A 25,927-nucleotide genomic window follows, 5' to 3' on the forward strand; every position below is an offset into this window, starting at 1 on the left:
TTCAACTATTAATTAAAAACCTAAACTTTGAGCTACTTTCATCCATTCTCTAGCTATATTGGCATCATTGTTTGTATTAGGCATCATTTCAGTAATATGTACGATAGTAGCTTGATTACCACGACAGCTCGAATCATAATTAGCTATAAAAGTATAAAAAAGCGGTTGCCTCGTATCAGAAAGAGCACACCAATTTTTGGTTAAAATTCCTCCCCTTTCTAAACACACATGATTAATAAAATGTTGATACTTGCTCATTATCGATAACTGATCATCATTGCACCAAATTTGCTGATAATCCATATAACCTAATGTGGGGTGATACACAATATTTTGCTCAGGCTGTAAAACTTTTGTTTGATGATCAATGTATGCTTGTGTTGATGTAATCACACTTGATGATGCTGAATTTATATCGTAAGCATAAGCAAAATTAAAACACACACTAGATAGAAAACTAAACACTAGCATGCTATGTACCATTAATTTCCATTTTAGGCTACGCATCACCTTCTCCTTAACCAACAATCAAAGACAATTAACACTGTCTTAAATAAACACAAAGTTACTCAACCAATTATTAACAAATTAATCAAAAAATAATAGCATCCTTAGTAAATAATAATAACGAATAGTGTCCTATTTACTATACATCTTTGATTATTTATTTCCATAGCTACGGCAATAGTAAGTACACTTATATAAGTAACTATTTCTTTTCATGATATTACTTATTGGGTATAAACCCATTGGAGTCATTATGAATAAAAAAACGCTCATTGCTGACACTCATGATATTTTTGAGGCTTTTATTATTAATGGATTACATCATAATTATTGTATCTATTGTCAATTCCCCTTTAATGACCATTTAGTCAATCAACATAACTATGGTGAACATTTTGATATCGAGTTTAATGATGGCTATAGATACCACCAATAAAAAAGCTCCTACTTATTATGGGTAGGAGCTTTCGTAATCTATTTACTTCATGACAATTTAAAGCATTAACCAACTATTTTTGACGACGGATTCTGACATCACTAGCAAGTTGACGTAATACTTTATCAGTATCATCCCAACCAATGCAGGCATCAGTAATACTTTGTCCATACACTGGTGTTTCACCATCAACAATATCTTGACGACCTTCAACTAAATGGCTTTCAATCATCACGCCAAAAATAGCATTATTACCATTAGCAATTTGTTGACCAACATCCGCAGATACCACTACCTGACGTTGATACTGCTTTGAACTATTAGCATGACTGAAATCAATCATTAATTTATTACGCAAACCAGCGTCAACAAGCTGCTGCATAATTTTATTAACGTCATCAGCGCCATAATTTGGTGCTTTACCGCCACGTAATATAATATGACAATCTTCATTACCCGCGGTTGCAACAATCGCTGAATGACCATATTTAGTGACAGATAAGAAATGATGGGGCGCGCTAGCTGAGCCAATAGCATCTGTTGCAATTTTAATATTACCATCAGTACCATTTTTAAAGCCAACCGGACAAGAAAGCCCTGATGCAAGTTCACGGTGCACTTGTGATTCTGTCGTTCGAGCCCCAATCGCCCCCCAACTGATAAGATCACCCATATATTGAGGCGTGATCATATCTAAAAATTCACCTGCTGTTGGCAAACCTAAATCAGTAAGATCCGCTAATAGTTTTCGTCCGATACGTAAGCCATCATTAAGTTGAAAACTATTGTCCATATACGGGTCATTAATAAGTCCTTTCCAGCCAACGGTTGTACGTGGCTTTTCAAAGTAAACCCGCATTACAATTTCAAGATCGTCTTTCAACTCATCTCGTAATTGTTTTAGTTTCTTACCATACTCTAATGCAGCCACAGGATCATGAATTGAACAAGGTCCAACAATTACCAATAAACGATCATCTTCATCATTTAAAATGCTATGAATAGATTGACGTGATTCATAAACAGTTTCGGCTGCTTTATTCGACGCAGGGAATTTCTCTAACACAGCAATCGGTGGTAAAAGTTCTTTGATCTCATTAATTCGAACATCATCCGTCTTATGCATACTCATATTCCCTATAATTCCTTTTAATACATGGTGATTAGTCTGCAAAGACAAGTAACCATATAATCTTTAATCTGATACATTTACTTAACTTATCGTTTAAAAACTTAGAGTGCAAACTGTTATTTCATCAAAATCTGAATGAATCCTGACATTCAGTTATAAACATTGCGTTATTCTGCGTATAGCTAACAATATATGAACAGGAAATATTAAAAACACGAAACAATCATTACACGAGAGAATAGAAAACCTGTAAAATATACTTATAAGAAATAATTACTCTAAAGGCTATAATGCTTTGAAAGGTATACGTATGGTCAATATATTGTTAAAAATAATGTTGATAATGACCAATATATTATTTCGATAGTTATGTATTCTTTAATCATAAAAAAACATAAATAAAGAAAATACAAAGATATGTCAATTACATTTAAGGGATACTACATTGTCTGAAAAAAATATAATCACATTTAATAACGTTGACAAATGGTATGGCCATTACCATGCATTAAAAAATATTAATCTTTCTATTGCAAAAGGTGAAAGGCTAGTCATTTGTGGGCCATCAGGATCAGGAAAATCAACACTCATCCGTTGTATAAATGGTTTGGAAAAATATAATCATGGTGAAATCACCGTTGCTGGACATTCATTAAACAATAAAGAACTTCATGCAATACGAGGTCAAGTTGGCATGGTGTTTCAGCATTTCAATTTATTTCCGCATATGACTGTTTTAGATAACCTTACATTAGCACCTCGTCGAGCATTAAAAATGTCAAAAGCTGATGCGGAACGTTTAGCTCGTAACTTTTTAGAACGGGTGCATATTGGTCATCAAGCCGATAAATTTCCAGGGCAACTTTCTGGAGGACAACAGCAACGAGTTGCAATCGCTCGTTCCTTATGTATGAAACCTAATATTTTGCTCTTTGATGAGCCAACATCAGCACTTGATCCTGAAATGATCCGCGAAGTCCTTGATGTAATGAAAGAACTTGCAGATGATGGCATAACAATGGTGTGTGTAACTCATGAAATGGGATTTGCACGACAAGTCGCTGATCGGGTTGTGTTTATGGATCAAGGTGAGATTGTTGAAATGGCAACCCCAGCGCAACTGTTTGATCACCCTCAGCACCAGCGTACACAACAGTTTCTCGAAAATATTCTTAGCTATTGAGATCAAAATAATGACCCAAGATACACGATCTCGAATCCCTAATTTTATTGCTATCACGTTACAAGTGATTTGCGTAGCTTCAATTATCATGTGGCTACTGAGTAGCGGCGCAAAAGCAATGCATTATCACTGGCAATGGTATCGTATTCCTGAACACCTGTGGTTTTACGAAGATGGCCAATGGTATCCAGGCGAATTAATTGAAGGCTTAATAGTTACTCTGAAAATATCAGGGATCAGTTTAGTCTGTACGGTTGTGATCGGTTTTATTACCGCGCTATTGCGCATGTCAGATTCTATCGTTGGTCGTAGTCTTGCTCGCGGATATATTGAAGTTATTCGTAGTACACCATTACTCGTGCAAATCTACTTATTATATTTCGTCTTTGGTCCAGTATTAGGCATTGACCGTACAACGACGGCAATCCTTGCTTTATCCTTATTTCAAGGTGCATATAGTGCCGAAATCTTCCGAGCAGGATTACAGGGAATCCCACGCGGCCAACTTGAGGCAGCAGAAAGCTTAGGATTATCTCAAATTGATAGTTATCGATTTGTTGTTATTCCACAGATGTTTAGAAAAATTATCCCACCACTCACAAATGAGGCGGTGTCTTTAGTAAAAAACTCTTCTATTGTCAGTATTATGGCTATATTTGATTTAACGACAGAAGGACGAAATATTGTTGCAGACACAGCGATGCCATTTGAAGTTTGGTTTACTGTGGCAGCAATCTATCTCTGCATAACCTTAACATTATCAGCATTAGCAATTTGGCTAGAACGCCGCTTAAATATTCCTAATCACTAAATTTATACGTACATCGATGGAGAAAGCTATGAAACGCTTTATTGCGGTATTACTTACCGTTTTTACTTGCCTATTAGGGGCTAACAACGCCTTTGCGGCAGACGATAATAATGCTCTACAGCAAATAAAGGAAAGCGGCACATTGCGAGTCGGTTTATCGACATTTGTTCCTTGGGCTATGCGCGATAAACAAGGTGATTTAATTGGTTTTGAAGTCGATGTGGCTAAACGCTTAGCCGCTGATGCTGGTTTAAAAATTGAATTTGTGCCAACCGCTTGGGATGGAATTATTCCTGCACTATTAGCAGAAAAATTTGATGTCATTATCGGCGGTTTAACCATTACACCTGAACGTAACATGAGTGTTCTTTTTACTCATCCATATTCCTATTCTGCCGTTCAGATGGTTGCTAACAAAAAACTCGCATCAAAAATGACCACGATTGCAGACTATAACAAACGCAGTGTAACAATAGCCGTTCGTAGTGGTGCTTACCCTGTTCAAACGGCTCGTAAACTGTTCCCGAAAGCAAAACTACGCCAGTTTGATGATGAGACTCAAGCTTTCCAAGAAGTCCTAAATGGTAATGCTCAAGCTGCACTGGCTTCGACACCAACGCCAGAACAAATGGTCCTTAAAAATCCAGACAGCTTATTTATGCCATTTAAAAAACCACTAACACGTTACGCGACTGGATTTGCTATTCGTCAGGGTGATTTTAACTTACTAAATTTCTTAAATAACTGGATTCAAGTACGTACTGAAGATGGTTGGTTAAATGAACGTTATCAGTACTGGTTTAAAACTATGAACTGGCAAGATCAGGTCAACGAGACTAAATAATAATGACTGTCGCTAAAACGTCATGTAACAATACACCACAGGCGGGTTCTCCCCCGTCTGTGGGACGTCGCTTTAATTTTAAGCTAAATAAACTTGATGTTACTTTACTCATCATTATTGGCTGCTTTATTGGCTGGTTAGCTTATCGTTCATCGATTGGTATTCACTATCACTGGCATTGGCATCAAGCACTTAAGCTCGTATTTACTTGCGGCCACGATGGAGGTCTACCTTATTTTATAAAAGGTATCATTAGTACTATTCGTGTCAGTATATGGGGAATGATTTTTGCTGCAATATTTGGTTTATTGCTTGCTCTAGCACATCGTTCCTCATTTAAAATAATCAAGCTGATTGCCAGTAGCTATATTCAACTAGTACGCAATATACCGCCACTAGTTTTTGTATTCATCTTTTACTTTTTCATTTCCAATCAATTAATTCCATTACTTGGATTAAGTGATTTATTCCGCCACTATGATGGCCAAGAAAATATCTTACAAATAGTCCTATTTGGACATAATAATTTGTGGGAAAATTTGTTCTCAGGTGTTCTGTGTGTCGGACTCATTGCTGCTGCCTATATTGCCGAAATTATTCGATCTGGAATTGATACAATTAGTAAAGGACAATGGGAAGCTGCGGATTCGTTAGGACTATCGACATATAGCCGTTTTCGATTCGTGATATTCCCACAAGCATTCGCTGCCATTGTACCAACACTAGCTGGACAATTTATTTCTATTGTAAAAGACTCATCAATTATCTCATTGATCTCCATACAAGAAATGACATTTACCGGTTCAGAAATCGCTAACTCATCCGGCTTTATTTTTGAAATTTGGCTCATCGTTGGCGCAGTATATTTTATATTATGCTTTAGCTTATCATTACTTTTTAGAAAGTTAGAAAAATATAGTTCTAGGTATTTACAGCAACGATAAAATAATCATATAAAACCCAAGAATAAATACTATTCTTGGGTTTTATTGTATTTCATATCTCATATTTTATGACTGCTTTATATTAATACAATTATCAAATATATAATCATCGTAATTAGTATCTAATGATGAATTCATTTATATATATTAAACATCTTTTTACTACTGACTATTTTTATATAGGCCATTAATAGTCTTTTAATTTTATTTTTCATGCCCCCCCCCCCTTTCAAACAATGTATATTCATTTAATTATAGCGAATATTTATATAACGGTATGAAAATAGCTACCGATTGTCTGTTTAAAAAACACGCATTGTACGTCGTAAGATATTTGGGTCTTAATACAAATCACTGATACACTCACAACAAAAATTTAACTGTGAGCACAAGCATGCAAGGTACACTGAGTAAAATGAAATCATCGCTTGGAGAAGTGGTAGATTACTACCTCCCAATTGGCGATCAACAACTCCACTTGAATCCATTGATTGGTAAACAATTAACTCTCACCCATACTGGCAATATCTTCTGTTGTTCATGTGGTAAAAAAACGAAAAAGAGTTATTCGCAAGGCCACTGCTTTCCCTGTATGAAAAAGCTCGCAAGTTGTGATATGTGTATCATGAAGCCAGAGACTTGCCATTATGCGAAAGGGACTTGTCGCGAACCGCAATGGGGAGAGGATAACTGCATGGTGCCTCACTATGTTTATCTTTCTAATACCTCAGCACTAAAAGTCGGTATTACTCGCTATACCCAGCTCCCTACTCGCTGGATTGATCAAGGTGCAACCCAAGCGCTAGCAGTATTAAAAGTAAAAACTCGCCAAATCTCAGGCTTAGTTGAAGTCGCGATAGCTGAAATGGTTGCTGATAAAACGAATTGGCGCACCATGCTAAAAGGTAATAATGTCGATATTGACTTACAACAACAAGCTCAATTGTTACTACCAGAAGTAAAGCAAAGACTTGCAGAGATAACAGCTGAATTTGGTGAAGATGCTATCGAGTATTTAGATAATGATATTGTCGATATTCATTATCCTGTTGATCACTTTCCAACAAAAATAGCATCACACAATTTTGATAAAGAGCCGGTCGTCAGCGGCATTCTTGAAGGTATCAAAGGCCAATATTTATTGTTCGATACTGGCGTAATTAACATTCGAAAATTTAGCAGCTATGAAATTATAGTGGCTGAATAAAGGTAATAATCTATAACGAAAAACGGCATTGATCTTTGATAAGATCAATGCCGTTTCTTATATCGCTCAGTTGGAGTAGACGTTATTTAGCTCTTGGCTGAATATATTTACGTTGGCTGTTTTGTACAGCAATATCACGCATAAAATTCTCACCTAACACAACACCATGACCACCATCAATCAGTTGATATTCGACTTCATCATTACGATCACCAAGTTTGGTTCGTAATAACACCATCGGTAAACGTGTTTTATCATCAGCTTTCGACCAAGCTTCTACAGGATATTCGTATTGTTTACCTTGGAAAATAAACTTTACCCAATTATCGCCATCACGCTCAAACTCAACTAAATCTTTAACACCAACTCGGGATGTTGATGACTCAGGATCAACATAGGCAGAAATATGTTTTGTGCCAGATAATACAAGTACCCACTCATGGTGTCCTAAAACTAACATCCCATCTTTAGTTTTCGTTAATTTATTATGAACACTTGTAAGCTTTTTAGATGCCGTTGAAGCAGTAATTTTATCGGTTGTCACATCAGTTTTAACTAAAGCCTGCTCTTTTATTTTATGTGCTTTTTTTTCAGCGGCAATAGTTTGAGCTTTTGAGGCTGCTTTCATTTCTGCGGCCGTCATCATAGGAGCAAACTCTAATGGTTTAACGACTGGACTCGCTACCGGAACGACCGATTGTGATTTATCATTTATTGATGGCTGTTGGGCACAACCAAAAAGAAACAAGGCCAATAAACCAACTGCTGTTTTCTTCATAAATTATATCTTCCCTTACGTTTCTACAAGCCATAACTAACCATAATACGAGGTTTAACGTTATGCCAAATAATTATATGACATCATAGGACATCGTTATTGTACTGCTGACTCATATAATGAAAATTTATTTGTTAGCCACTGCTCATTATACCAACCCATATTACGGCTATGTTTAGCATCATCCCATAAACTGAAAAAATGACGGCGTTCTTCAAAACCATCATCTAAGTGACTTTTTTCAAGATAACGCTCAGCAATATGTAAATCACTACGTACATCAAATAAATGAATGACATCAAGCTCTCGATGCTTGAAACCACTATCACAAGGCTCTAACAGGCCAGCAACCTTAAAAGTAGTAGGATCAAATAGCACATTAGCGATATGGCAATCATCATGAACAAAAGATGATGATTCATGCGCAATCGGGGCTAATATTTTAGCTCTATCTTCCCAAAGCACAGAAAATTTATCTTTAAGATCCGTACTAAATGGTGAACCAACACTCATTAAATAGTGATATACACTACCCATCCAATCATCAAATGCAGAGCCCAAATTTTGGCTAAATTCGCCGTTTGAAAGTTCAAACCCTTGTGGGTGCTGGTGCTCATGGAGCGCTAATAAAATATCAGTATAATCTTCTCTAAATGTCATCACAGCTTTAGAATCTTCAGGTAATTGGTGTGCAGATACACCTTCTAACCAATCTAAAACGATATAGTCATAGCCACCCTCTCTACCAAAAAAATAAATCTCAGGTACAGGACATGACACAATTTTACGCAACTGCTCTAAGCTTGCGACTTCTTTTCCTATACGGCCTACTTCACGCGAAAATTTAACGACAATTTTCGACTTCCCTGAGGCAAGAAAAACTACCCAACCATAAAAGGTTTCCTGAATATCACACACATCAGCTTTACGACGAAACATTGCAATAAACGCATTTTCGGCGATGGTTTTCAGCTGGGGCTTATTCATATTTACTACCTTGATAATCATTGTCACACCAAACAAACAGCTTATACCTATTTGGAATAAATCATTGGTTTTACATGACTTTTCGTTGTTTTATGTTTTAAGAATGCATCATAACAGCAAAGATAACCAGTATTGAGGGATAGAAAAGATGAAAATAGTTTACCTTTACTTACAATTTCATTTTTAGTGCTAATAATCACTTTTTTTCGGTGATAATTTAGAGTTCTAAACTGTTCAATTTATTTATATAAAAATAACTAATCTATAACATACAAAAACGAACCAAAAAACATATAGATATAAGGCATAACCATACCTAAAAGGTATGCATGGTATTAACCATCTATCACACACTTTATCGATAAGAAGAAAACACTTAGCTTTGTAATCATTCAATCGAATTGTGTTTTTTTTAGCCATATAAAATGACTTTACATTCACACCGTTATCAATGTTGTAAAGATGGCTGTTTTTTGGCTGTTTTTTGTGACCTAGCTAAAGTTTTCATGCCAAAAGCCAGTGTTTAGTGTAATATCCAGCGACCAGAGCCGACCTCATTAATGCGCTCTGTATTTAATAACGAACGATATCGGGGCGATATGCAATTACTCGAAGCCAAACTCCATAAAATTGACCGTCATAACTACCGTAGCTATTCAAGTATGCGCGGTGAATATCACTTTGTTGATTTCGACTTTTTTATCGATACCGTTCAGTCGGATCCCTTTGCGCCCGCTTCTCGCGTTCGTGCTCGTCGTGCTTGGTCATTAACCGACCTTGAATGGCTACGTGGAAAATCGACTGATTACCAACGTGCTGCTCGTGATTTTATTGCACGTTTCTTTGCTGATTTATCACAGCAAGACAATGCTGTCTTGATTGACATGCCAGGACAAACAATTCTAGATCGTACCTCTGTTGTATTTGATGACGAAGGTATTGAATTACGTTTCCGCATTAATATGCCATCTGATGGCCGTACTATTATTGCTAAAAAAACGCTAAATCTACTGACATTCTATTTACCAAAGATGATTCGTCGCGCAACTATCGCACGTGAATTACCAATGGATGAGTTACAACGTCACTGTGAAGCGGTTGAAGATCAAGTTGCGCTACGTAGCCAGCTAAAACAACATAAATTATTAGCCTTTGTTGCAGATGGCAGCTTATTACCTCGTATTGCAGGTAACAGTGATTTGCCACTACCAGATGCTATTCCATTTCTAAGCCCGGATAACTTAGCGGTAGAATTAGAAGCACCGCACAAAGGTAAGATCCGCGGCATGGGTATTCCAGAAGGTATTACACTGATTGTTGGTGGTGGCTTCCACGGAAAGTCAACGCTGCTTAGTGCCATTGAACGTTCTGTATATGATCATGTTCCTGGCGATGGTCGTGAGTACGTTGTAACAAATGATGCCGCAGCTAAAATTCGTGCTGAAGATGGTCGTTGTGTTCACAATGTTGACTTATCACCTTACATCAGCAATTTACCTATGGGTAAAGATACAACGGCGTTTAGTAGCCAGAATGCTTCGGGTTCAACCTCACAAGCATCATGGTTACAAGAATCAATTGAGGCTGGTGCAGAAGCTTTATTAATTGATGAAGATACATCAGCATCTAACTTCATGATCCGTGATGAGCGTATGCAAGCATTGATCTGTAAAGAAGATGAGCCAATTACCCCATTAGTTGACCGTATTGCATTATTACGCGATCAACACAATATCTCCGTTATGTTGGTAATGGGTGGCTCAGGTGACTACCTTGATGTAGCTGATACTGTTATTCAAATGCATAACTATGATGCTGTTGATGTAACAGAAAAAGCACGTGCCGTTGTTGCTTCTCATCCAACGCGTCGCAAGCAAGAAGGAACAGAAGTTATTGTTCATCCTCGTACGCGTCAAATAAACCGCAGTGCATTGCAAGCAATGTTGGAAGAAGGCAAGTTCCGTATTCAAGTTAAAGACAAAACATCACTACGTTTTGGTCGTGAATACATTGACTTGCAAGCATTAGAGCAAATTGCTCACTCAAGCCAACTATTAGCTATTGGTTACTTATGGTTCCAACTTGCGCAAACTAAAGGTTGGGAGAAAAACCCTAGCCGCGCATTTGCCAATATGTTGCACGAAAATTGGGCTGATATGATGCCTAAATACGGTGAAATGGCTAAACCTCGCGTAATAGAGGTAATGGCAGTATTAAACCGTATGCGTAAAGCTGAATTTAAATAAGGTTTACCGTAACCACTGTTATTCTCTAAACCCCGCATAATGCGGGGTTTATGTTAATTCAGGATACAGTAGCGCAATAAGCTACAATCAACTATAATATGCGGTCATTTTATTCGCAGATTACATTCATAAACTAACCACAATCATTAGTTTATGAATGTAATCGGCATAGGCCGACAGTTTAGGAACACAGCATGTCATTTTTATCCCAAGGTTTTTCTCCCGATCTCGTTAAAGCATTAACTGAAATTGGTTACGAGAAATTAACCCCTATTCAGCAAAAAGCCATTCCTCAAGCACGACGTGGCGCTGATATTTTAGCTTTAGCGCAAACAGGTACAGGCAAAACAGCAGCCTTCTCACTACCTATTATTCAAAAGCTACTTGAAAAACCAACACCAAAAAGTCGTTTTAATGTTCGTGCATTGATCCTTGCACCAACGCGTGAACTAGCAGAGCAAATCTCGGTTAATATTAACGACTACGCAAAATATACTAATATCAATTGTACGGCTGTTTTCGGTGGCAAAAAAATGTCATCTCAAGAAAAACGCCTAGAGCAAGGTGTTGATATTCTTGTCGCAACACCAGGCCGTTTAATTGAGCATATGGAACAAAATAACGTTTCATTAGCTAACCTAGAATTTTTAGTGTTTGATGAAGCTGACCGTATGCTTGATATGGGCTTTATCGGTGCTATCCGCGTTATCCTAGAAGATATCCGCACTAAACCACAAACTATGCTGTTCTCTGCTACCTCTTCGGCACAGATGAATGCATTAGCGGCTGATATTCTACGTAAACCACAGCGTATTACAGTTACACCTGAAAACAGCACCGCTTCGACGGTTGCTCACGTGGTATATCCTGTTGACGAAGACCGCAAACGTGAAATGCTATCTGAATTAATTGGTAAGAAAAACTGGCCACAAGTATTGGTTTTTGTTAATTACAAAGACACAGCTAATCAACTGGTTAAAGAATTAAAGCTCGATGGTATTAAAGCAGTTCTTTGCCATGGTGATAAAGCTCAGAGTGCGCGTCGCCGAGCATTAGAAGAGTTTAAAGAAGGTAAAGCACGTGTGATGGTTGCGACAGAAGTTGCAGCACGTGGTTTAGACATTCAAAACTTACCGTATGTTGTTAACTACGACATGCCATTCCTTGCTGAAGACTATGTTCACCGTATTGGTCGTACAGGTCGTGCAGGACAAAAAGGTAATGCAATCTCATTTGTTAGCCGCGAAGAAGAACTAACGTTAGTTCAAATCGAGCGTTTGATTAATCAACGTATTCACCGCGTACAATTGGAAGGTTACGAGCCAAAGAGCCGTGAAGCGTTAGTTGAGCGTATGAACACCAAAGCGGCTTACCGTGATCGTGCTGGGCGTCAAAATAACCCAACGCAAGACCAATCAGCTGCTGAACGTCGTGCACGTTTACGTAAAGCGATTAGCAGTAAAGCAACTAAAATCACCCGTTTGAAGAAGTAATGTAGACGGATGCTTTAAGCATTAAAAAAGCCGAGTTAAGATACTTATCTTACTCGGCTTTTTTATTACATATTAACCATAACGTGCATCACATTACGGCTAACAATAACTACAACGCACGACGCTCAGCTTTGGTCGGAAAAATCTGGCACCAATCTTTTTTCATATCAACCACTTGCCATTGGTGCTGTTTTGCAGCTTGCATCAATGCAGGGGTAAATTTACCTTCAAAAGAATCAGCACCATATTGCCATTCGCGTTCAGCATCGGTGTGATGAATCAACATCCCTAAACTTGCGCCTTTTTGAGAAGTTGTCCATGACAGCATCGCTTTATCGCCAGTAGAGTTACCAACGGCAAGAATAGGACGCTTACCAATGATTGTCGCAATATTGATCGCTTTTTGTGGGCCGTCATCAATGTACACCAACTTATTGTTTTTAATCAGTGTACCGTCCTTATAAGTATAACCAAACGCAGTACCAATCACATTTTCAGCTGGAATATGATAAATAGCCTCACTCCATGGCTTGATAAATGCGCCACCAGCACCCGTTACGATAAACACCTTAAATTTATGTGCATGTAGGTAATCAATTAACTCAATCATCGGTTGATAAACTAAGTCTGTGTATGGGCGTTTAAAACGTGGTGACTGCGCCGTTGAAAGCCAATTTAATACGTCTTTATTATATTGCTCGGGTGTAAGTCCTGCTTGCGACGTGGCTAAAATAGGCAATAATGCCCCCCAGCCTTTCGCAAAGATTGCTTTCGTATTGTTATCTAATACCCACTTATACGGTGTTTCTGTTTTCCACTCAGGATGCTGCGCACTTTCATGCTTAATCTGACTAAAAGCAAACAAAAACTGCGTATAAGTTGGTTTTTCAGGCCATAAAGTACCATCGTTATCTAATACAGCAATACGTGCACTAGGTTTAACATAGTCGGAATTGCCTACAGTCGTCACTTCATTAACAAACTGGGTTATAGCACTGCGGCTAGCACTATTATTCCATAATGGTAAAACATCTCCACTATTAGCGCATGTTGCACTATAAGCCGATGTTGAAGCTGCGAGTAAACTGGCTACACCAACCCATATTGCCACCATTTTTTTTCTAGTCACAAACCTATAATCCTTGATCTTAGTCATAATAAAAAGCAGGTCAATATAACCTGCTGTTCTTATTCTAGTTGTATTCTGCGTAAGGGTTAACACTATTAAGCATAATCGCGTGTTCAAATTCAGATAACTTAATCGCATCTGTCGTTATGGTAACTGAATTCTCATCCATAACCGCCTCACCAAACTGATAGCGAATGGTTTCTTGCCCTTGACACGCATTAGTATCATTTTGCGCTGTAACCGCTTTAATCGCTTGATTACGTGCGCTGTAAGCAGACATAGCCTCAATACCGTATTTCGCCGTTAGCATTGATACTGTTTGTTGAGGAGATAACACCAAACCCGATGCATTATTACCCCCAAAACCTTTTGCATTAAGAATAACCGCTTTGTAATCTTGACCGCATTCACCCGCATAGGTGTGCTGCGTTAGAATATTAAGATTTGAGTTATGAACATCATCAGCAATATGATCAATGGTATTAATCGCAGGCAACCAGCCATACTGCCACACACCTAAAGACGCGATTAATTGATCACCTGCTGCCGCACTCATTGAATGACCCACATAAGATTTGATCGCGGCGACAGGCCAGCTATCAATACCAAACGTTTTCGCAACTTCATTAAGAATATGGCTTTCTGTCACTCGGTTTTGTGGTGTACCCGTTCCATGCGCTTGCACAAATGTCTGCTTCACACCTTCTTCGCCAAGAATTGCTTTAGCTAATGCGGCTGCTTTAGCTACCGTGACATAATTGCCAACACCTGGCGCTGAAATCGACTTTTTATTGGCATCGGCATTAATAAACACGTCAGCCACTGAACCATAAATATTAGCGCCGAGTTTAAGTGCTAATTCATCATCCATTAACACCACAAACTGCGCCGATTCAGCCATCGTGAATCCAGCATTTGATGAGAACGGGCGACAAGCTCGACGATTATCGACAGTATCAATACCATCAAGCGCTTTAAGTTGCTCATCTTCTGCTAATGCGCCCATCACTCGAAAGCCTTCCATTATTTCAGGCTCTACTGGTGCTTCTGCATTACCGACAATCACAACTTTCGCTTTACCGTGCTGAATATCATGCATACCTTGACGTAGGTTATATAGGAAAGTGGCACACGCCCCCATATTAGTCCCTGTTGCGCCAATACTATTGATGACATAGCCATTAATAAAATCTGCCGGCATTTCTGCAAAAGATAATGCCATCATCTTTGAACTAACACGTCCACCAGTAAGGTGTGCTGAAATCATGCCACCCAACGAGTTATCATCAATTTGAGCTAAACCACTTCCTGCGTACACTGATACTTCATCGGGCTGAATATGACGTAATACTTCATCCCACTCAAAACCTAATGAATTGAGTGCATCTGAAGCACCATATACTGTTAGTGACAAACCACGAGGATGAAAACGAGAATTATACAATTTACTTGGATCAAAACCTGTTGGAATATTGCCGCCACTAGAAACAGGAAAAGCAACACGACCTTCAACTAGCGCATCAAGATTACCATTTACAGTAATTACCGCTTTTGCACCTTGAATATCAACTTGCCAGTTAGCCGGAATATGATTGGGTAGTTTAGATTTACGTAAAGTAAACGTGATCTGATCATCGGCTGAATTAAGATTCGCTTTATATTGATATAACAAATTGTCAGGATCAAAAGAATCAATACGGCGCACACAAGTGCCCGCTTTAATTGCAGTAATAATATCTTCGGTAATCGCACCATCATCACTCAGCCCCATGCGGCGAGCGAGATCTTGCCATGTTGATTGCATTGCGTCTTCAGATAGCACATCAGCAATCATAAGTTTGTAGCTATGAAAGCCAGAACTACGACCAGCTGCATTAATGCCACCTAAACCAACAATTAGCGGTAACTTTGCCATTTTAATATCCTGAAATCGATTTAATACACCGTTGAAATGAGAATATCAGTATTAACTTGTGATTCATTCTATGTTTATGCCAAAATCACTTACATTCCAGCCAATCTTACAAAAACATTACACTAGCGAGTGTTTTTTGAACAAAAATTAGCGAGAGAAAATAATGAAGGTAGGTTTTATTCTTTTTCACAGAGCGCTCGTGACTGGGATCTCATTAAGTGCGGAGATGTTGACCAGTGCTGCTAGTTTGCGTGATCGTAAAACTCAGCAACAATCTCCATTTGAAATTAAGCTCATCGCTTCAAGCCTTGAATCACAGACCCTGACCGCTGGTATTCGTATTCAGCCCGATATTACCTTTGAGGACCCTACTAATTTCGACATTATTATTGTGCCACCAATGTGGGGAAATCCTATTTCATCATTATCAAAACACCCACAAATTCCTAACTGGCTAATTAAGCAATATCATAATGGCGCACAGATAATTGCTACAGGAACAGGTGTCACTTGGCTTGCTGAAACAGGTTTATTAAATCATCAAACAGCGACTACTCATTGGTATTTTTATGACAAATTCTCGCAACGCTACCCACAAATAAAACTTAACCGCCAAGCATCTATTACCTCAGCCAATGGACTTTACTGCACGGAAAGTATTAACTCACAAACAGAAATGGTGTTGTATTTAATTTCAAAATATTATGGCCAGAAAATCGCTAATACCATAGAAACTCATTATGGCCATGAAATCAGTAAATCTGGTCCTCAACCTTTTTATGAAATTGGTGGTCAAGTACAGTTTGATGAGTCTATTGCCCAAGCACAAGACTGGATGCAACGCTACATGTCGCAGCCATTAACGACCAAACAAATAGCTCAACATTGTGGTTTACCTTTACGTAGCTTTAATCGTAAATTTAAAGATCAGGTCGGCCAAGCACCACACCAATATTTACAAAAAATAAGAATGGAAACAGCTAAAGAATTATTACGCGATTTTGGGATGTCATTATCAGATGTATCAGAACAGGTTGGATATAAAGATGCGTATCATTTTTCAACACGGTTTCAAAAAGAATTTGATATTACGCCTTCTCAATACCGTCATATGGTTAAAGCAAAAGCCTACAACGTTCAATAATTGTCATGTAACTAGAATACAAACAAAAACGCCTAGCGGTCATTGCTAGGCGTTTTTATTATTATGAATGCTATGACATCGATTAAAATTTTCGACTTGTCACATCTTCGCATTCACCATCAATTACGTTTGCTGTACTTTGACGTTGCTGGCGGAACACACTGTTCATGGTCTCATCTTGGCCAGCAAAGCCTTCAGTAAAATTCTTCTCTTCGTATTGCACGCCTTCAGCTGCAAGTTTACGCTTAATAAAAGGCTTCGCAATCATCGCTGCAATACCAAGAAGCAATGCCATAATTGCAGCAAAAGAAACTGCAAATAAACCGATTACAATAGCAAAAAAACCAGTAAGTAAATTTCTCATGGGCACGCCCCTCTAAAATCATATCAATCAGGCCGTTAGGTTATCCTAACGTTTATCATGTACCTGATAAGTCTGCTTACACAAATATCAATTCAATACTTTTATTATCTGTCTCGATAATAGCGGCGTATAAATGAACAGACTATGAACATAAGCATAAATTTGTCACGTAAAGTACGTTTTATTATACTTTACAGTCAAAGAAAAGATAAATTTTATTTATAGATAAAACGTTACTATTAGTTTGCTGTAATAATCATCTAAATAGTTACAGTATCAGCAGTGTGAGTTTCACATTGAATACGACTAATCTTATCATTCGCTAACAAAAAATAGGCATCTTGCGGCAAATCTTGAGAGAAGACCTCATTATAAGTCATCCCTAAATATACCCCACGAAATACTGCGCCAGTTAAACCATGAGAGATAACAATCACATTATCAGGGACTGATATATCAGCTAAAAAATCTTCAATTCGGTCTTTAACGGCATAATATGATTCTGAATTGGGTGCCATTAAATACCAATCTCGCTGTTCAAAAAGACGCGGCTGTATTATTTTAAGATCTGGAATATAAGCCTTTTCCCAGTCACCAAGACAAAACTCCTGCAAACGCGCATCTTGCACTATTTCACTTGGATCAATTCCGATTTGTTGTGCAACAATTTCAGCGGTTTGTATCGCTCGACCTAAAGGACTTGAATAAATAGTCCACTGACGTTTATTTGCTAATTTATTTTTTAATGACAAACCAATAACTGATGCTTGCTGGTGCCCTAAATCCGTTAGATCTGAATTACAATGTCCTTGTAAACGCTGCTGTGCATTAAAAACTGTTTGACCATGTCGTAATAGAAATATGTTTTTTGACATTGTTCCCCCTTGCTTGAGCTGTAGATTATACTATACGGACATTTCCAACAATATCTAACCTAAAAACAAACCATAATAAATACGTTTTATTCCTATTACAGGCCCGTTATATCACAACTAAAATCAACGTTAAAATATAGTGACGCAAACGCTTACCTTTTTTAAATCATTGATTTTTAATTGAAAAAATAAAAAGTTACCACTAAAAAGCCCTCTTTATACCTGACAGGTATCATGCTATTATGCCGCTCCTATTTGTATTACGAATATATAACAGACACTTTAATACGTCGAACCTCTGCTTTACAAGCAATTCGTATCTTTGGCTTATACGGATATAGCCTTTTAGGTAATTCATAAAATAATTAAAAATCACTGAGACACACAATGATATCAATACTGCTTTGCTCTCAGTAGATAAAAAGAATAAGAGACTATTAATGGTAAATATCATTATTGACGGCAACACATTCAAGGTAAATAAAAGTCTAACCTTGCTCAAAGCCGCAGAAGCATGTGGCATCACCATTCCATCGCTATGTGGTATCGATGGCTTTCAGCATAACTGTGACTTATGTGACGTTGAAATTGAACACCGTGGTACAATCAAAGCTTGTCGTGTACACCCTTCTGAAGGCATGGTGGTAACAACAACATCTTCTGCTTTAATCCAACGTCGTAAACACGCCCTAGAAAACCTGTTATCTGCACCTAATATAAGTTGTAGTGTTCCCCCTTGCCAAGTTGCTTGCCCAGCAGATGTAGATATTCAATCTTATCTCCATTTTATTGCGACTAATCAACCTCAAAAAGCAATTGAAGTAATAAAGAAAACCTTACCGATGCCACTGTCTATTGGTCGAGTGTGCCCTGCTTTTTGTGAAGCTAAGTGCCAACGTAAATTGGTTGATGGTTCGATTGCGATTCGACAAATAAAGCGCTATGCCGCAGATATTGATTTAGCATCATTACAGAGTTACACCCCGACGAAAAAGCCAACCAAACCCCAGCGTATTGCCATAGTAGGCGCAGGTCCTGGAGGCTTAAGTTGTGGCTACTTCTTGAGTAATGAAGGTTACAACGTCACGGTTTTTGAATCGATGCCTCAAGCCGGCGGTTGGTTACGTTATGGCATTCCTGAATACCGCTTGCCTAAAGATATCTTAGATCAAGAAATTGAGATCATGTGTCGTAATGGTATGGCGATTGAGACCAATAAAAAACTGGGTATTGATTTTAGCTTATCAGCACTGCAACAAGACTATGATGCGGTATGCTTAGCCGTTGGCGCTTCACTCGCGAGTGAAATGCGTTATCAAGGTACAAACCTTAATGGTCATTATCTTGGGGTTGATTTCTTAAAAGATCAAATACTCGATAAGCAATACGTGATTGGTAAAAAAGTCGCTGTTATTGGTGGCGGTAATACTGCTATCGACTGTGCACGAACGGCTTTACGTTTAGGTGCAGATACCACGCTTATCTATCGTCGTACTCGCGATGAAATGCCAGCTGAATTGTATGAAATTGAAGAAGCTGAACACGAAGGGGTTAAGTTCTTATTCTTAACTAATCCTGTTGAAAATATTGCGGATGAAAATGGCCGTGTTTGCCAAGTGAAATTAGAGACGATGGCACTAGGTGAACCCGATGCTTCTGGACGTTGTTCACCAAAAGCAACGGGTGAATATATCTATGCTGAGTTTGATACCGTCATTGCTGCAGTATCGCAAAAAACAGACACTCGCTTTTTAAACAACGATACCATTGAGCTACCGATGAGCCGCTGGAATACACTCGATACTGATGAGCAAACTATGTATTCTGGGGTCGATAATATTTTTGGTATTGGTGATTTCCGTAGAGGCCCTGCAACAGCTATAGAAGCGATTGCTGATGGCCGTAAAGCGGCACAAGCCATTGATGCAAACTTTGGTGGCAACATGGAAAAACTGTATACCGAATCATTTCGTGAGCGCAACGTAACACGAGGACACTTAATTCGTCCAAACCATGTTGATAAGCTTAAAAATGTTATGCGCTCATTACTTTCAGCGAATAATACCGCTGATATTGAGACTGAGCTTGAACATGCACTGAAACAAGTAATGCGCAATAAAATGGCAGAACTTAACGTCCATGAACGCCACTTAAGTTTCAATGAAGTAGAAAAAGGTTATACCAATCAAGCCGCTATTGATGAAGCTAAACGTTGTCTCAGCTGTGGTTGCCATGAGGGTAATAACTGTAAATTACGTCATTATGCGACCGATTATCATGTCGATAAGCAATTGATTATCAGTGGATTACGACCAGTTACCGCGTAATTAAACCTAAAGCATAAATAAAAAGTACGTATACCTTAAAACTAGATTAAAAAATTGGACACACCTGTCATACCAATGAATGGAAGCCAATTATCTAACTTTTTAAGGGGGATCTGATTTTAAAAGAAATCAGGCCTGACGTTATAACTTAAACTATCTCGAAATTAGATCTGGATGTAGCCATTCAGATCTAATCACTCAAATAAAAGCCCCTTTCTAGACAATCTTTAAATCAGAATGGTAATTAGCTTTTTCAATTACAATCACTTCTAAAGAAGATGCATAAAAATAGAATTACCCGTAATACAATAAGTACTGATCGACTCCAAACACATTTTTGGACAGAAACTGTTTAGATTATTTGCTCCATTTGGACAGATAGATATTAGTAAAAATAAGGGTAATGCCAAATTAAGGTGAACAACGCTAACCACCTAACCTAACCATTGTGCCATAAACCACTAAACTGACTTGAAGTGAAGGCGCCAAGCGTTGTGAATCACTCTTAAATTTCTTGTTATGCATGCTGCTCAAGACAAAGAAGATAACCATTAAGCAAAGCCTTCGCTTCGGCAAGAGAAAGCCTTCCGTACCTTTCCATTACAAATTTAGTAGCCGAGGAAAAATGGGAATTGCCAATTAAACCTGAGACAGATTTGTAGTTACCGACTTTTGCATAAATCGTGTTAAATGAAAGATTCGTCCTGCTTTCTAAATCACGACATAACTCACTTTGTAAACCTCGCGGTACAAGGTTATGAGACTCAAGAGTTTTAAAGATAACAAAACATCTAAGCTCATTTTCCAAACTCCATTTTGAATTATCGTTGAACGTCATAGCTTCAATTTCCCTTTTATAACGACGCATAGTGAAAATGTCACGCGTTACGAATCACTCCTAAACAGATTTTTAGCTATATTTTTGTATAAAATCCAACTCAAACCTAGACTGACTTGTGGTGACGTCAGTAAAACAAACTTCTTGAAGTAACTCATTTCGCTCGATATTACGCATTATTACTTTTTTATCCACTTCGGACATACGACAACCAAAAAACACTCTTTTTATTGAGCTTGCAGGTAATTTATAGAGAAATATACTTGATGGGTCTTTTGATAAAGTTGAAAGGATTTCGCCTAAAAACGCCAGCTTAAATGATTGAAAAAACTCTTCATCCGTTACCAATGAATCCGACGCGTAATAGTATTTTTTTGATTCAGCACGCAGTGCACTATCAAAAGAAACCTGAACCATACCATTTCCAAAATCATTAACAACATAGTTGTAATCTAGCTCTAAGACAGCATCTATTACTTCCAGATAGGATTTTCGAATAATGATACATTCAGCGGTAATTAGAGGGACAATAACTCTGTGCTCTTTTTCATACATCCACTCATCACTTTTAACTAAGAAATGTTCAAGAATGTTTTCATACTTTTGCTCATTTGGTCGATTGTGGTTGTACAGAACCCTTTGAACTTGTCCCTCTTTTAGCTCTTTAATTATCGGATTTTCACTAGCAAACATTTCGTCATCTTCATTGTTATCAAAAACTGGATAGCTTTGATAGCGATTGAAGTTGAGCTTTGGTAGATCAAACTCAATAACAATTCCTTTGTGCTCATTTGCGTAATGAGCCCACATGAGTAAGTTATTATAAGTCTCGGTGAACGATATAATGCCGTAGTCATCATAAGATGGCTTATAACTAGAGCCAATACTGATTTCAACATTTGATAAAGACTTCAAAACATCGCCATTTGATGGACGCAACTCAAATGGGTCATTCAACGAATATCTTTGGCTTGCTCTTATCAGCAGATTATCGAAAATCTGTGGATGTGGTGAAGCATATTTATATAAATTTTTTAACAAAAACTTTCTCCGAACTACTGAATATGGCTAACCCCTAATTAAGGTGTGAACCACGCTACCACGCCACTTAACTTGAAACGTCGTAAACACTAAACTAAACCCAAACCAAAAATGCCAAGCGTGGGGAATCACTCTTAAATTGTTTGTTAGCTATCTTTTTCACAATGTAGTGGGAAATGCTGCGACACTCCCATTGCAGAACCACGTGATAATCTAAGGTGTGTATCACGATAGTGGTTATAGCAATTATCAACTAAGTTGATTGTAGCTTTTAGTGCCACCTGCACTTCTTGAACAACTAGATCACAAATTTTGTCACGGGAGTTTTCATAAATACCGACCAAATCATACTCAGTATTGTCGATAACTTTGCCCTCCATCCACGACATGTTTTTGAACATCTGATCATCGCCAGTATAGAGTTCACTGAAACCTTTATGGGCTCGGTCATTACGATCAGTCCGCAATTCTTCACCCGTTTTATCTAGAGTTATTAAGTCCTCAAGAATTTCAGGGGACTCTGTTTTTAGGTTTTTTTTAAGTTGCTTAATATTTAACTGAAAATCAGAAAGTCCAAGATCCAAAACTTCATTCACAAAGTGAAAAGCTATATCTCTCAGGCTGGAGAAACGAAATAACGTCAAATCAACGATAGCTTTAAGCCAGTCGTACCTATTTATGTCTCGGACGCTAGACTTAACGGGAACAGTCTCAACTCCAAGCATTTGAGGGATTACCCGCAAATCAATGAACTGTTGCTCAAGCATGTTAAATCGAACATAAGTTAAATGTGCGTAAGCCATATGCGGGTCAGCTTCAGAAAACTCTTCCCAATTTTGATAAGACAAGTCATGAAGGAAATAACAATTTATCGAATCGTATAAAACACCTTTGAAGCTAGAATCTTCCAGATCCCACCAATGATATTCATTATTCATAGACACTCACAATTCCTGATTGATAGCTAAGTGTATTAATAAGCATTCTTACTTCTACACCGCTTAGTGACTAAATATCTAGGCAATTATACTTTTGCTATACATGTGGTGTCATTATCGCAGTAACGCTTTGTTACTTTTTAAGACAGTAGGCTAAGAGTAAAATAAAAGGTATAACCAAAACTAATCCAAAATCACGTTAATACGATATGAATGAGTAAAAGGTCTAACACATAAAGGGGCAATATATGTCAGCAGAATAGCGACAAATATAGCAACGTCACTTAATTCAATATTCGATTCCTATACTTCGGATTACTTCATACTAAAAGCTAGAGTCCAGACTTTTTAATGTCTTCTAAAAATGAAATGAATTTGTCATCTTCGACATTGAACAAGTCGTAACCTGTCATCGGCATATTGATACCATCATCCGATTCCACCCTACCAATGCCACCATTTATGTCTATATATTTGGAGTGTAACAAATAGATAAGCTGATTGAAGCGCACATCTTGGTGGTCTTTCCAAATATCACCGAGTAACTCCAAAAGATAGTCAATACGTTCTATGTCTCTCATTCGTTAACTCCAATCCATAGCAATACCAATTATCACAGACATGCTGAATGTCTAAGTTATTTAGTAGTAGTGATCTAATTATATCACCTCACATAAATCTAACTTTAGGTTGTGGTGTAAATCTAATCATGTCAATAAAAAAGACGAACAAATGCTAATCTAATTATTTCTGCTTTATGCTAAGTTGAATGTAAAAAAGCCACTATCAGTCTTTGTATTCACTGAGAGTGGCTTTTATATATACCATAACGATTATGTTAGGTTATATCATCCAACTAAGTTCATTGGACGTAATGTGACAGATTCAAATAATTTGTATTCTTCAGCTGCTATTAAAAAGTTCAGAAAATGTGCGCTTTCTAAATGAGCATCAAGATGTGCCTGTGAATGCCACACTTCTTGCATGACAAATAGACCTGCTACATTTTGATCTGCAAACAACTTATAACTTTCACAACCCTCTTCTAGATGCGTAGGTGCAATAAGAGACTCTAATAATGCTTGTGCTTTCTCTGTACAATTAGGATTTGCTTTAATTTCTGCTAATAAATAGATCATGACTTAACACTCCGTAAAAATTTTCTCATCATGCCAACGTGATTTCGGCACATCAGCATTAAAATCATCGGCACTATGATAACCGATAGGCACGACCACTAAACTCGTAAAGCCTTGCGCGTTAAGGTCAAACTCTTCATCTAAAATGTCACGATCAAAACCTTCAATAGGCACAGCATCAATACCCATCGCAGCTGCGCCTAATAACAATGAACCAATGTTAAGATATACCTGCTTTTGCATCCAATGATCAGCATCACCTAATGTTTTCCGATGTAAATCAACAAAAAAGTTACGTCCATCAACCATGCGTTGCTTTGATTGCTCATTTGAAAAACGACCATCTTGCTGTTCACAAGCTAATAAATCACTTAGATAATCATCATCAATGGTTGTTTTTGAACAAAAGACTAATACATGCGATGCATTCAATATTTTGGGTTTATTAAATACATAAGGCCCTTCCGCAGCTTTTGCTATACGCTGCTTTGCATCATCTGTGGCTGCAACAATAACATGCCAAGGCTGTGAATTTACACTAGAAGCACTTAACCGAATCAAAGCTTTAATTTGTTGTAATTGATCATTAGTAAGCTTACGTGACGGGTCAAATACTTTGGTTGAGTAGCGTTTTTTCGCAGCATCAATAATGCTCATATAACTTTCCTAATCCTGTATATTCTTTAGATGCATACCATACTCTTTCACAACAAAAAGGAAAACCCATACAACAACATCGATTTTCCAAACTCATTTTTAATGATCATCGGTATTGATTATCTAAAGACTATTTCACATTATCATTAATAATTGCTGCAAACCCAGCTTGGCGTCCAAGTTCGTAGCCAGCATTCAATTTATTGACATCACGCGTTAACCGTTTAATTAAAAAATCTTTATTCGGAACAATTGCTGTAATACGACAATCGGCAGGTGGATTGCGAATGAAATACAGCGCTTTATTATAACGGGATTCTTTCGTTAGAAATTCTTGACCGAACACCGGCGTTGTTTTGAATATTTTGCGTGTTAGCCATGGTACTTGATGACTATGAACAAAATTTGCTTGCGCATGAGATAAAACAACGGTTATATCGCGAGCACCACGGCGATAAGCTTCAATAACAGGAATAGGATCAGCGATACCGCCATCACTCATAGCAATACCGTCAACTTTTGGAAAATTACGATAAACAATCGGTAATGCACATGTTGCTGTCATTAGACTTTGTAAATTTTCACGCTTAACTTCAATGTAATCAGCATCACCAGTGGCAATATTTGTTGTTGTTGCAAATAAAGGGATCCCTTGGCTTTCATATTTATCAACTTCTAATGGCAAATTATTAATACTTTCAGACCATAGCCAGTCAATATCAATAAGATTGCCACCTTTTGCAAACCGAAAATAATTAATAAATGACTTACTACGTGCATATTCGGTAATGACATGATAATTACGTTTGTGGTTTTTACACAAGTAACCCATTAATACCATCGAGCCTGCAGAAACACCAATCGTAAAATCGAATGGGTTATAATCTTTTTCAAGAAAAGCATCAAGAACACCTGTGGCAAAAATACCACGCATGGCCCCACCTTCAACAACCAAAGCCCGCTTAGGTGTATCATTCATAAACATTTATCCT

General features: G+C 37.8%; 25 protein-coding genes. 10 read left to right on the plus strand and 15 right to left on the minus strand.

Going from position 1 to position 25,927, the window contains the following annotated elements; genetic code table 11:
• Positions 1–12: 12 nt before the first annotated feature.
• Positions 13–507 (minus strand): hypothetical protein, encoded by a 495-nt coding sequence (locus C0W29_RS14150; RefSeq protein ID WP_045044771.1) that lies wholly within the window; start codon positions 505–507, stop codon positions 13–15.
• Between the two features lie 253 nt (positions 508–760).
• Between C0W29_RS14150 and C0W29_RS14155 the strand changes: the two genes are divergently transcribed.
• Positions 761–943, plus strand: a complete 183-nt coding sequence (locus tag C0W29_RS14155; protein WP_045041325.1) for a hypothetical protein — start codon at positions 761–763, stop codon at positions 941–943.
• Between the two features lie 73 nt (positions 944–1,016).
• Here the strand turns inward: C0W29_RS14155 and aroG are convergent, their stop codons facing one another.
• Positions 1,017–2,069 (minus strand): 3-deoxy-7-phosphoheptulonate synthase AroG, encoded by a 1,053-nt coding sequence (gene aroG, locus C0W29_RS14160; protein ID WP_045041474.1) that lies wholly within the window; start codon positions 2,067–2,069, stop codon positions 1,017–1,019.
• 451 nt (positions 2,070–2,520) lie between these two features.
• Between aroG and C0W29_RS14165 the strand changes: the two genes are divergently transcribed.
• From C0W29_RS14165 to C0W29_RS14185, 5 genes are all read left to right on the plus strand, one after another.
• Entirely contained in the window at positions 2,521–3,258 is a 738-nt protein-coding gene (locus C0W29_RS14165; protein WP_045041326.1) for an amino acid ABC transporter ATP-binding protein, read from the plus strand.
• Between the two features lie 10 nt (positions 3,259–3,268).
• The gene (locus C0W29_RS14170) at positions 3,269–4,069 is read left to right on the plus strand and encodes an amino acid ABC transporter permease (protein WP_036790478.1); all 801 of its coding nucleotides are present in this window, start codon (positions 3,269–3,271) and stop codon (positions 4,067–4,069) included.
• Positions 4,070–4,097: 28 nt separating this feature from the next.
• On the plus strand, positions 4,098–4,913 hold the full coding sequence (locus C0W29_RS14175) for a transporter substrate-binding domain-containing protein (RefSeq protein WP_045041328.1): 816 nt from the start codon (positions 4,098–4,100) through the stop codon (positions 4,911–4,913).
• A gap of 2 nt (positions 4,914–4,915) precedes the next feature.
• Entirely contained in the window at positions 4,916–5,857 is a 942-nt protein-coding gene (locus C0W29_RS14180) for an amino acid ABC transporter permease (RefSeq protein ID WP_045044772.1), read from the plus strand.
• Between the two features lie 382 nt (positions 5,858–6,239).
• Positions 6,240–7,064: a DUF2797 domain-containing protein gene (locus tag C0W29_RS14185; protein WP_201257794.1), complete on the plus strand. Its 825-nt coding sequence runs from the start codon at positions 6,240–6,242 to the stop codon at positions 7,062–7,064.
• A gap of 82 nt (positions 7,065–7,146) precedes the next feature.
• Here the strand turns inward: C0W29_RS14185 and C0W29_RS14190 are convergent, their stop codons facing one another.
• Positions 7,147–7,842, minus strand: coding sequence for a putative ATP-dependent zinc protease (locus C0W29_RS14190; RefSeq protein ID WP_052671602.1), 696 nt, complete (start codon positions 7,840–7,842; stop codon positions 7,147–7,149).
• Positions 7,843–7,938: 96 nt separating this feature from the next.
• A complete protein-coding gene (locus C0W29_RS14195; RefSeq protein ID WP_045044773.1) occupies positions 7,939–8,829 on the minus strand; it encodes a phosphotransferase in 891 nt (296 codons plus the stop codon).
• 599 nt (positions 8,830–9,428) lie between these two features.
• On the opposite strand from C0W29_RS14195, the gene C0W29_RS14200 reads away from it, so the two are divergent.
• Together C0W29_RS14200 and C0W29_RS14205 are read left to right on the plus strand one after the other, a co-directional pair.
• Positions 9,429–11,075 carry an ABC-ATPase domain-containing protein gene (locus C0W29_RS14200; RefSeq protein WP_045044853.1) on the plus strand — a complete coding sequence of 549 codons (1,647 nt, stop codon included), beginning with the start codon at positions 9,429–9,431 and terminating at the stop codon, positions 11,073–11,075.
• 194 nt (positions 11,076–11,269) lie between these two features.
• Positions 11,270–12,568 (plus strand): DEAD/DEAH box helicase, encoded by a 1,299-nt coding sequence (locus C0W29_RS14205; protein WP_036790487.1) that lies wholly within the window; start codon positions 11,270–11,272, stop codon positions 12,566–12,568.
• 109 nt (positions 12,569–12,677) lie between these two features.
• On the opposite strand, the gene C0W29_RS14210 is transcribed toward C0W29_RS14205, so the two are convergent.
• Both C0W29_RS14210 and C0W29_RS14215 read right to left on the minus strand, forming a co-directional pair.
• Complete coding sequence (locus C0W29_RS14210; RefSeq protein WP_230850357.1) at positions 12,678–13,697, minus strand: HAD family hydrolase; 1,020 nt, start codon at positions 13,695–13,697, stop codon at positions 12,678–12,680.
• Positions 13,698–13,761: 64 nt separating this feature from the next.
• The gene (locus tag C0W29_RS14215) at positions 13,762–15,612 is read right to left on the minus strand and encodes a beta-ketoacyl synthase (RefSeq protein WP_045044774.1); all 1,851 of its coding nucleotides are present in this window, start codon (positions 15,610–15,612) and stop codon (positions 13,762–13,764) included.
• Positions 15,613–15,775: 163 nt separating this feature from the next.
• On the opposite strand from C0W29_RS14215, the gene C0W29_RS14220 reads away from it, so the two are divergent.
• Positions 15,776–16,756: a GlxA family transcriptional regulator gene (locus C0W29_RS14220; RefSeq protein ID WP_045044775.1), complete on the plus strand. Its 981-nt coding sequence runs from the start codon at positions 15,776–15,778 to the stop codon at positions 16,754–16,756.
• Between the two features lie 82 nt (positions 16,757–16,838).
• Here the strand turns inward: C0W29_RS14220 and C0W29_RS14225 are convergent, their stop codons facing one another.
• Together C0W29_RS14225 and C0W29_RS14230 are read right to left on the minus strand one after the other, a co-directional pair.
• The gene (locus C0W29_RS14225) at positions 16,839–17,120 is read right to left on the minus strand and encodes a hypothetical protein (RefSeq protein ID WP_036790495.1); all 282 of its coding nucleotides are present in this window, start codon (positions 17,118–17,120) and stop codon (positions 16,839–16,841) included.
• 260 nt (positions 17,121–17,380) lie between these two features.
• The gene (locus tag C0W29_RS14230; RefSeq protein ID WP_045041335.1) at positions 17,381–17,995 is read right to left on the minus strand and encodes a histidine phosphatase family protein; all 615 of its coding nucleotides are present in this window, start codon (positions 17,993–17,995) and stop codon (positions 17,381–17,383) included.
• Between the two features lie 440 nt (positions 17,996–18,435).
• On the opposite strand from C0W29_RS14230, the gene C0W29_RS14235 reads away from it, so the two are divergent.
• Positions 18,436–20,322 (plus strand): FAD-dependent oxidoreductase, encoded by a 1,887-nt coding sequence (locus tag C0W29_RS14235; protein WP_045044776.1) that lies wholly within the window; start codon positions 18,436–18,438, stop codon positions 20,320–20,322.
• Between the two features lie 517 nt (positions 20,323–20,839).
• On the opposite strand, the gene C0W29_RS14240 is transcribed toward C0W29_RS14235, so the two are convergent.
• From C0W29_RS14240 to C0W29_RS14270, 7 genes are all read right to left on the minus strand, one after another.
• Positions 20,840–21,190, minus strand: coding sequence for a hypothetical protein (locus tag C0W29_RS14240; protein WP_045044777.1), 351 nt, complete (start codon positions 21,188–21,190; stop codon positions 20,840–20,842).
• Between the two features lie 42 nt (positions 21,191–21,232).
• Positions 21,233–22,201: a DUF2971 domain-containing protein gene (locus C0W29_RS14245; protein WP_045044778.1), complete on the minus strand. Its 969-nt coding sequence runs from the start codon at positions 22,199–22,201 to the stop codon at positions 21,233–21,235.
• 146 nt (positions 22,202–22,347) lie between these two features.
• Positions 22,348–23,139 carry a Cthe_2314 family HEPN domain-containing protein gene (locus tag C0W29_RS14250; protein ID WP_045044779.1) on the minus strand — a complete coding sequence of 264 codons (792 nt, stop codon included), beginning with the start codon at positions 23,137–23,139 and terminating at the stop codon, positions 22,348–22,350.
• Positions 23,140–23,471: 332 nt separating this feature from the next.
• Positions 23,472–23,720 (minus strand): hypothetical protein, encoded by a 249-nt coding sequence (locus tag C0W29_RS14255; RefSeq protein ID WP_045041343.1) that lies wholly within the window; start codon positions 23,718–23,720, stop codon positions 23,472–23,474.
• 267 nt (positions 23,721–23,987) lie between these two features.
• Entirely contained in the window at positions 23,988–24,278 is a 291-nt protein-coding gene (locus C0W29_RS14260; RefSeq protein WP_045044780.1) for a putative quinol monooxygenase, read from the minus strand.
• A 3-nt stretch (positions 24,279–24,281) separates the two neighbouring features.
• Positions 24,282–24,935 carry an oxygen-insensitive NAD(P)H nitroreductase gene (gene nfsB / locus C0W29_RS14265; RefSeq protein WP_045044781.1) on the minus strand — a complete coding sequence of 218 codons (654 nt, stop codon included), beginning with the start codon at positions 24,933–24,935 and terminating at the stop codon, positions 24,282–24,284.
• A 130-nt stretch (positions 24,936–25,065) separates the two neighbouring features.
• On the minus strand, positions 25,066–25,914 hold the full coding sequence (locus C0W29_RS14270) for a patatin-like phospholipase family protein (protein ID WP_036790522.1): 849 nt from the start codon (positions 25,912–25,914) through the stop codon (positions 25,066–25,068).
• Between the last annotated feature and the right edge of the window lie 13 nt (positions 25,915–25,927).

It is taken from the genome of Photobacterium kishitanii (genome assembly GCF_003026355.1).
Classification (GTDB): Bacteria; Pseudomonadota; Gammaproteobacteria; order Enterobacterales; family Vibrionaceae; genus Photobacterium; species Photobacterium kishitanii.

Bases quoted from the DNA above. Each gene is read 5' to 3' on its own strand.
- C0W29_RS14150 (WP_045044771.1), bottom strand. From the start codon at position 507: ATGCGTAGCCTAAAATGGAAATTAATGGTACATAGCATGCTAGTGTTT.
- C0W29_RS14155 (WP_045041325.1), top strand. From the start codon at position 761: ATGAATAAAAAAACGCTCATTGCTGACACTCATGATATTTTTGAGGCT.
- aroG (WP_045041474.1), bottom strand. From the start codon at position 2,069: ATGCATAAGACGGATGATGTTCGAATTAATGAGATCAAAGAACTTTTA.
- C0W29_RS14170 (WP_036790478.1), top strand. From the start codon at position 3,269: ATGACCCAAGATACACGATCTCGAATCCCTAATTTTATTGCTATCACG.
- C0W29_RS14175 (WP_045041328.1), top strand. From the start codon at position 4,098: ATGAAACGCTTTATTGCGGTATTACTTACCGTTTTTACTTGCCTATTA.
- C0W29_RS14180 (WP_045044772.1), top strand. From the start codon at position 4,916: ATGACTGTCGCTAAAACGTCATGTAACAATACACCACAGGCGGGTTCT.
- C0W29_RS14190 (WP_052671602.1), bottom strand. From the start codon at position 7,842: ATGAAGAAAACAGCAGTTGGTTTATTGGCCTTGTTTCTTTTTGGTTGT.
- C0W29_RS14195 (WP_045044773.1), bottom strand. From the start codon at position 8,829: ATGAATAAGCCCCAGCTGAAAACCATCGCCGAAAATGCGTTTATTGCA.
- C0W29_RS14200 (WP_045044853.1), top strand. From the start codon at position 9,429: ATGCAATTACTCGAAGCCAAACTCCATAAAATTGACCGTCATAACTAC.
- C0W29_RS14205 (WP_036790487.1), top strand. From the start codon at position 11,270: ATGTCATTTTTATCCCAAGGTTTTTCTCCCGATCTCGTTAAAGCATTA.
- C0W29_RS14215 (WP_045044774.1), bottom strand. From the start codon at position 15,612: ATGGCAAAGTTACCGCTAATTGTTGGTTTAGGTGGCATTAATGCAGCT.
- C0W29_RS14220 (WP_045044775.1), top strand. From the start codon at position 15,776: ATGAAGGTAGGTTTTATTCTTTTTCACAGAGCGCTCGTGACTGGGATC.
- C0W29_RS14225 (WP_036790495.1), bottom strand. From the start codon at position 17,120: ATGAGAAATTTACTTACTGGTTTTTTTGCTATTGTAATCGGTTTATTT.
- C0W29_RS14230 (WP_045041335.1), bottom strand. From the start codon at position 17,995: ATGTCAAAAAACATATTTCTATTACGACATGGTCAAACAGTTTTTAAT.
- C0W29_RS14235 (WP_045044776.1), top strand. From the start codon at position 18,436: ATGGTAAATATCATTATTGACGGCAACACATTCAAGGTAAATAAAAGT.
- C0W29_RS14240 (WP_045044777.1), bottom strand. From the start codon at position 21,190: ATGCGTCGTTATAAAAGGGAAATTGAAGCTATGACGTTCAACGATAAT.
- C0W29_RS14250 (WP_045044779.1), bottom strand. From the start codon at position 23,139: ATGAATAATGAATATCATTGGTGGGATCTGGAAGATTCTAGCTTCAAA.
- C0W29_RS14255 (WP_045041343.1), bottom strand. From the start codon at position 23,720: ATGAGAGACATAGAACGTATTGACTATCTTTTGGAGTTACTCGGTGAT.
- C0W29_RS14260 (WP_045044780.1), bottom strand. From the start codon at position 24,278: ATGATCTATTTATTAGCAGAAATTAAAGCAAATCCTAATTGTACAGAG.
- nfsB (WP_045044781.1), bottom strand. From the start codon at position 24,935: ATGAGCATTATTGATGCTGCGAAAAAACGCTACTCAACCAAAGTATTT.
- C0W29_RS14270 (WP_036790522.1), bottom strand. From the start codon at position 25,914: ATGAATGATACACCTAAGCGGGCTTTGGTTGTTGAAGGTGGGGCCATG.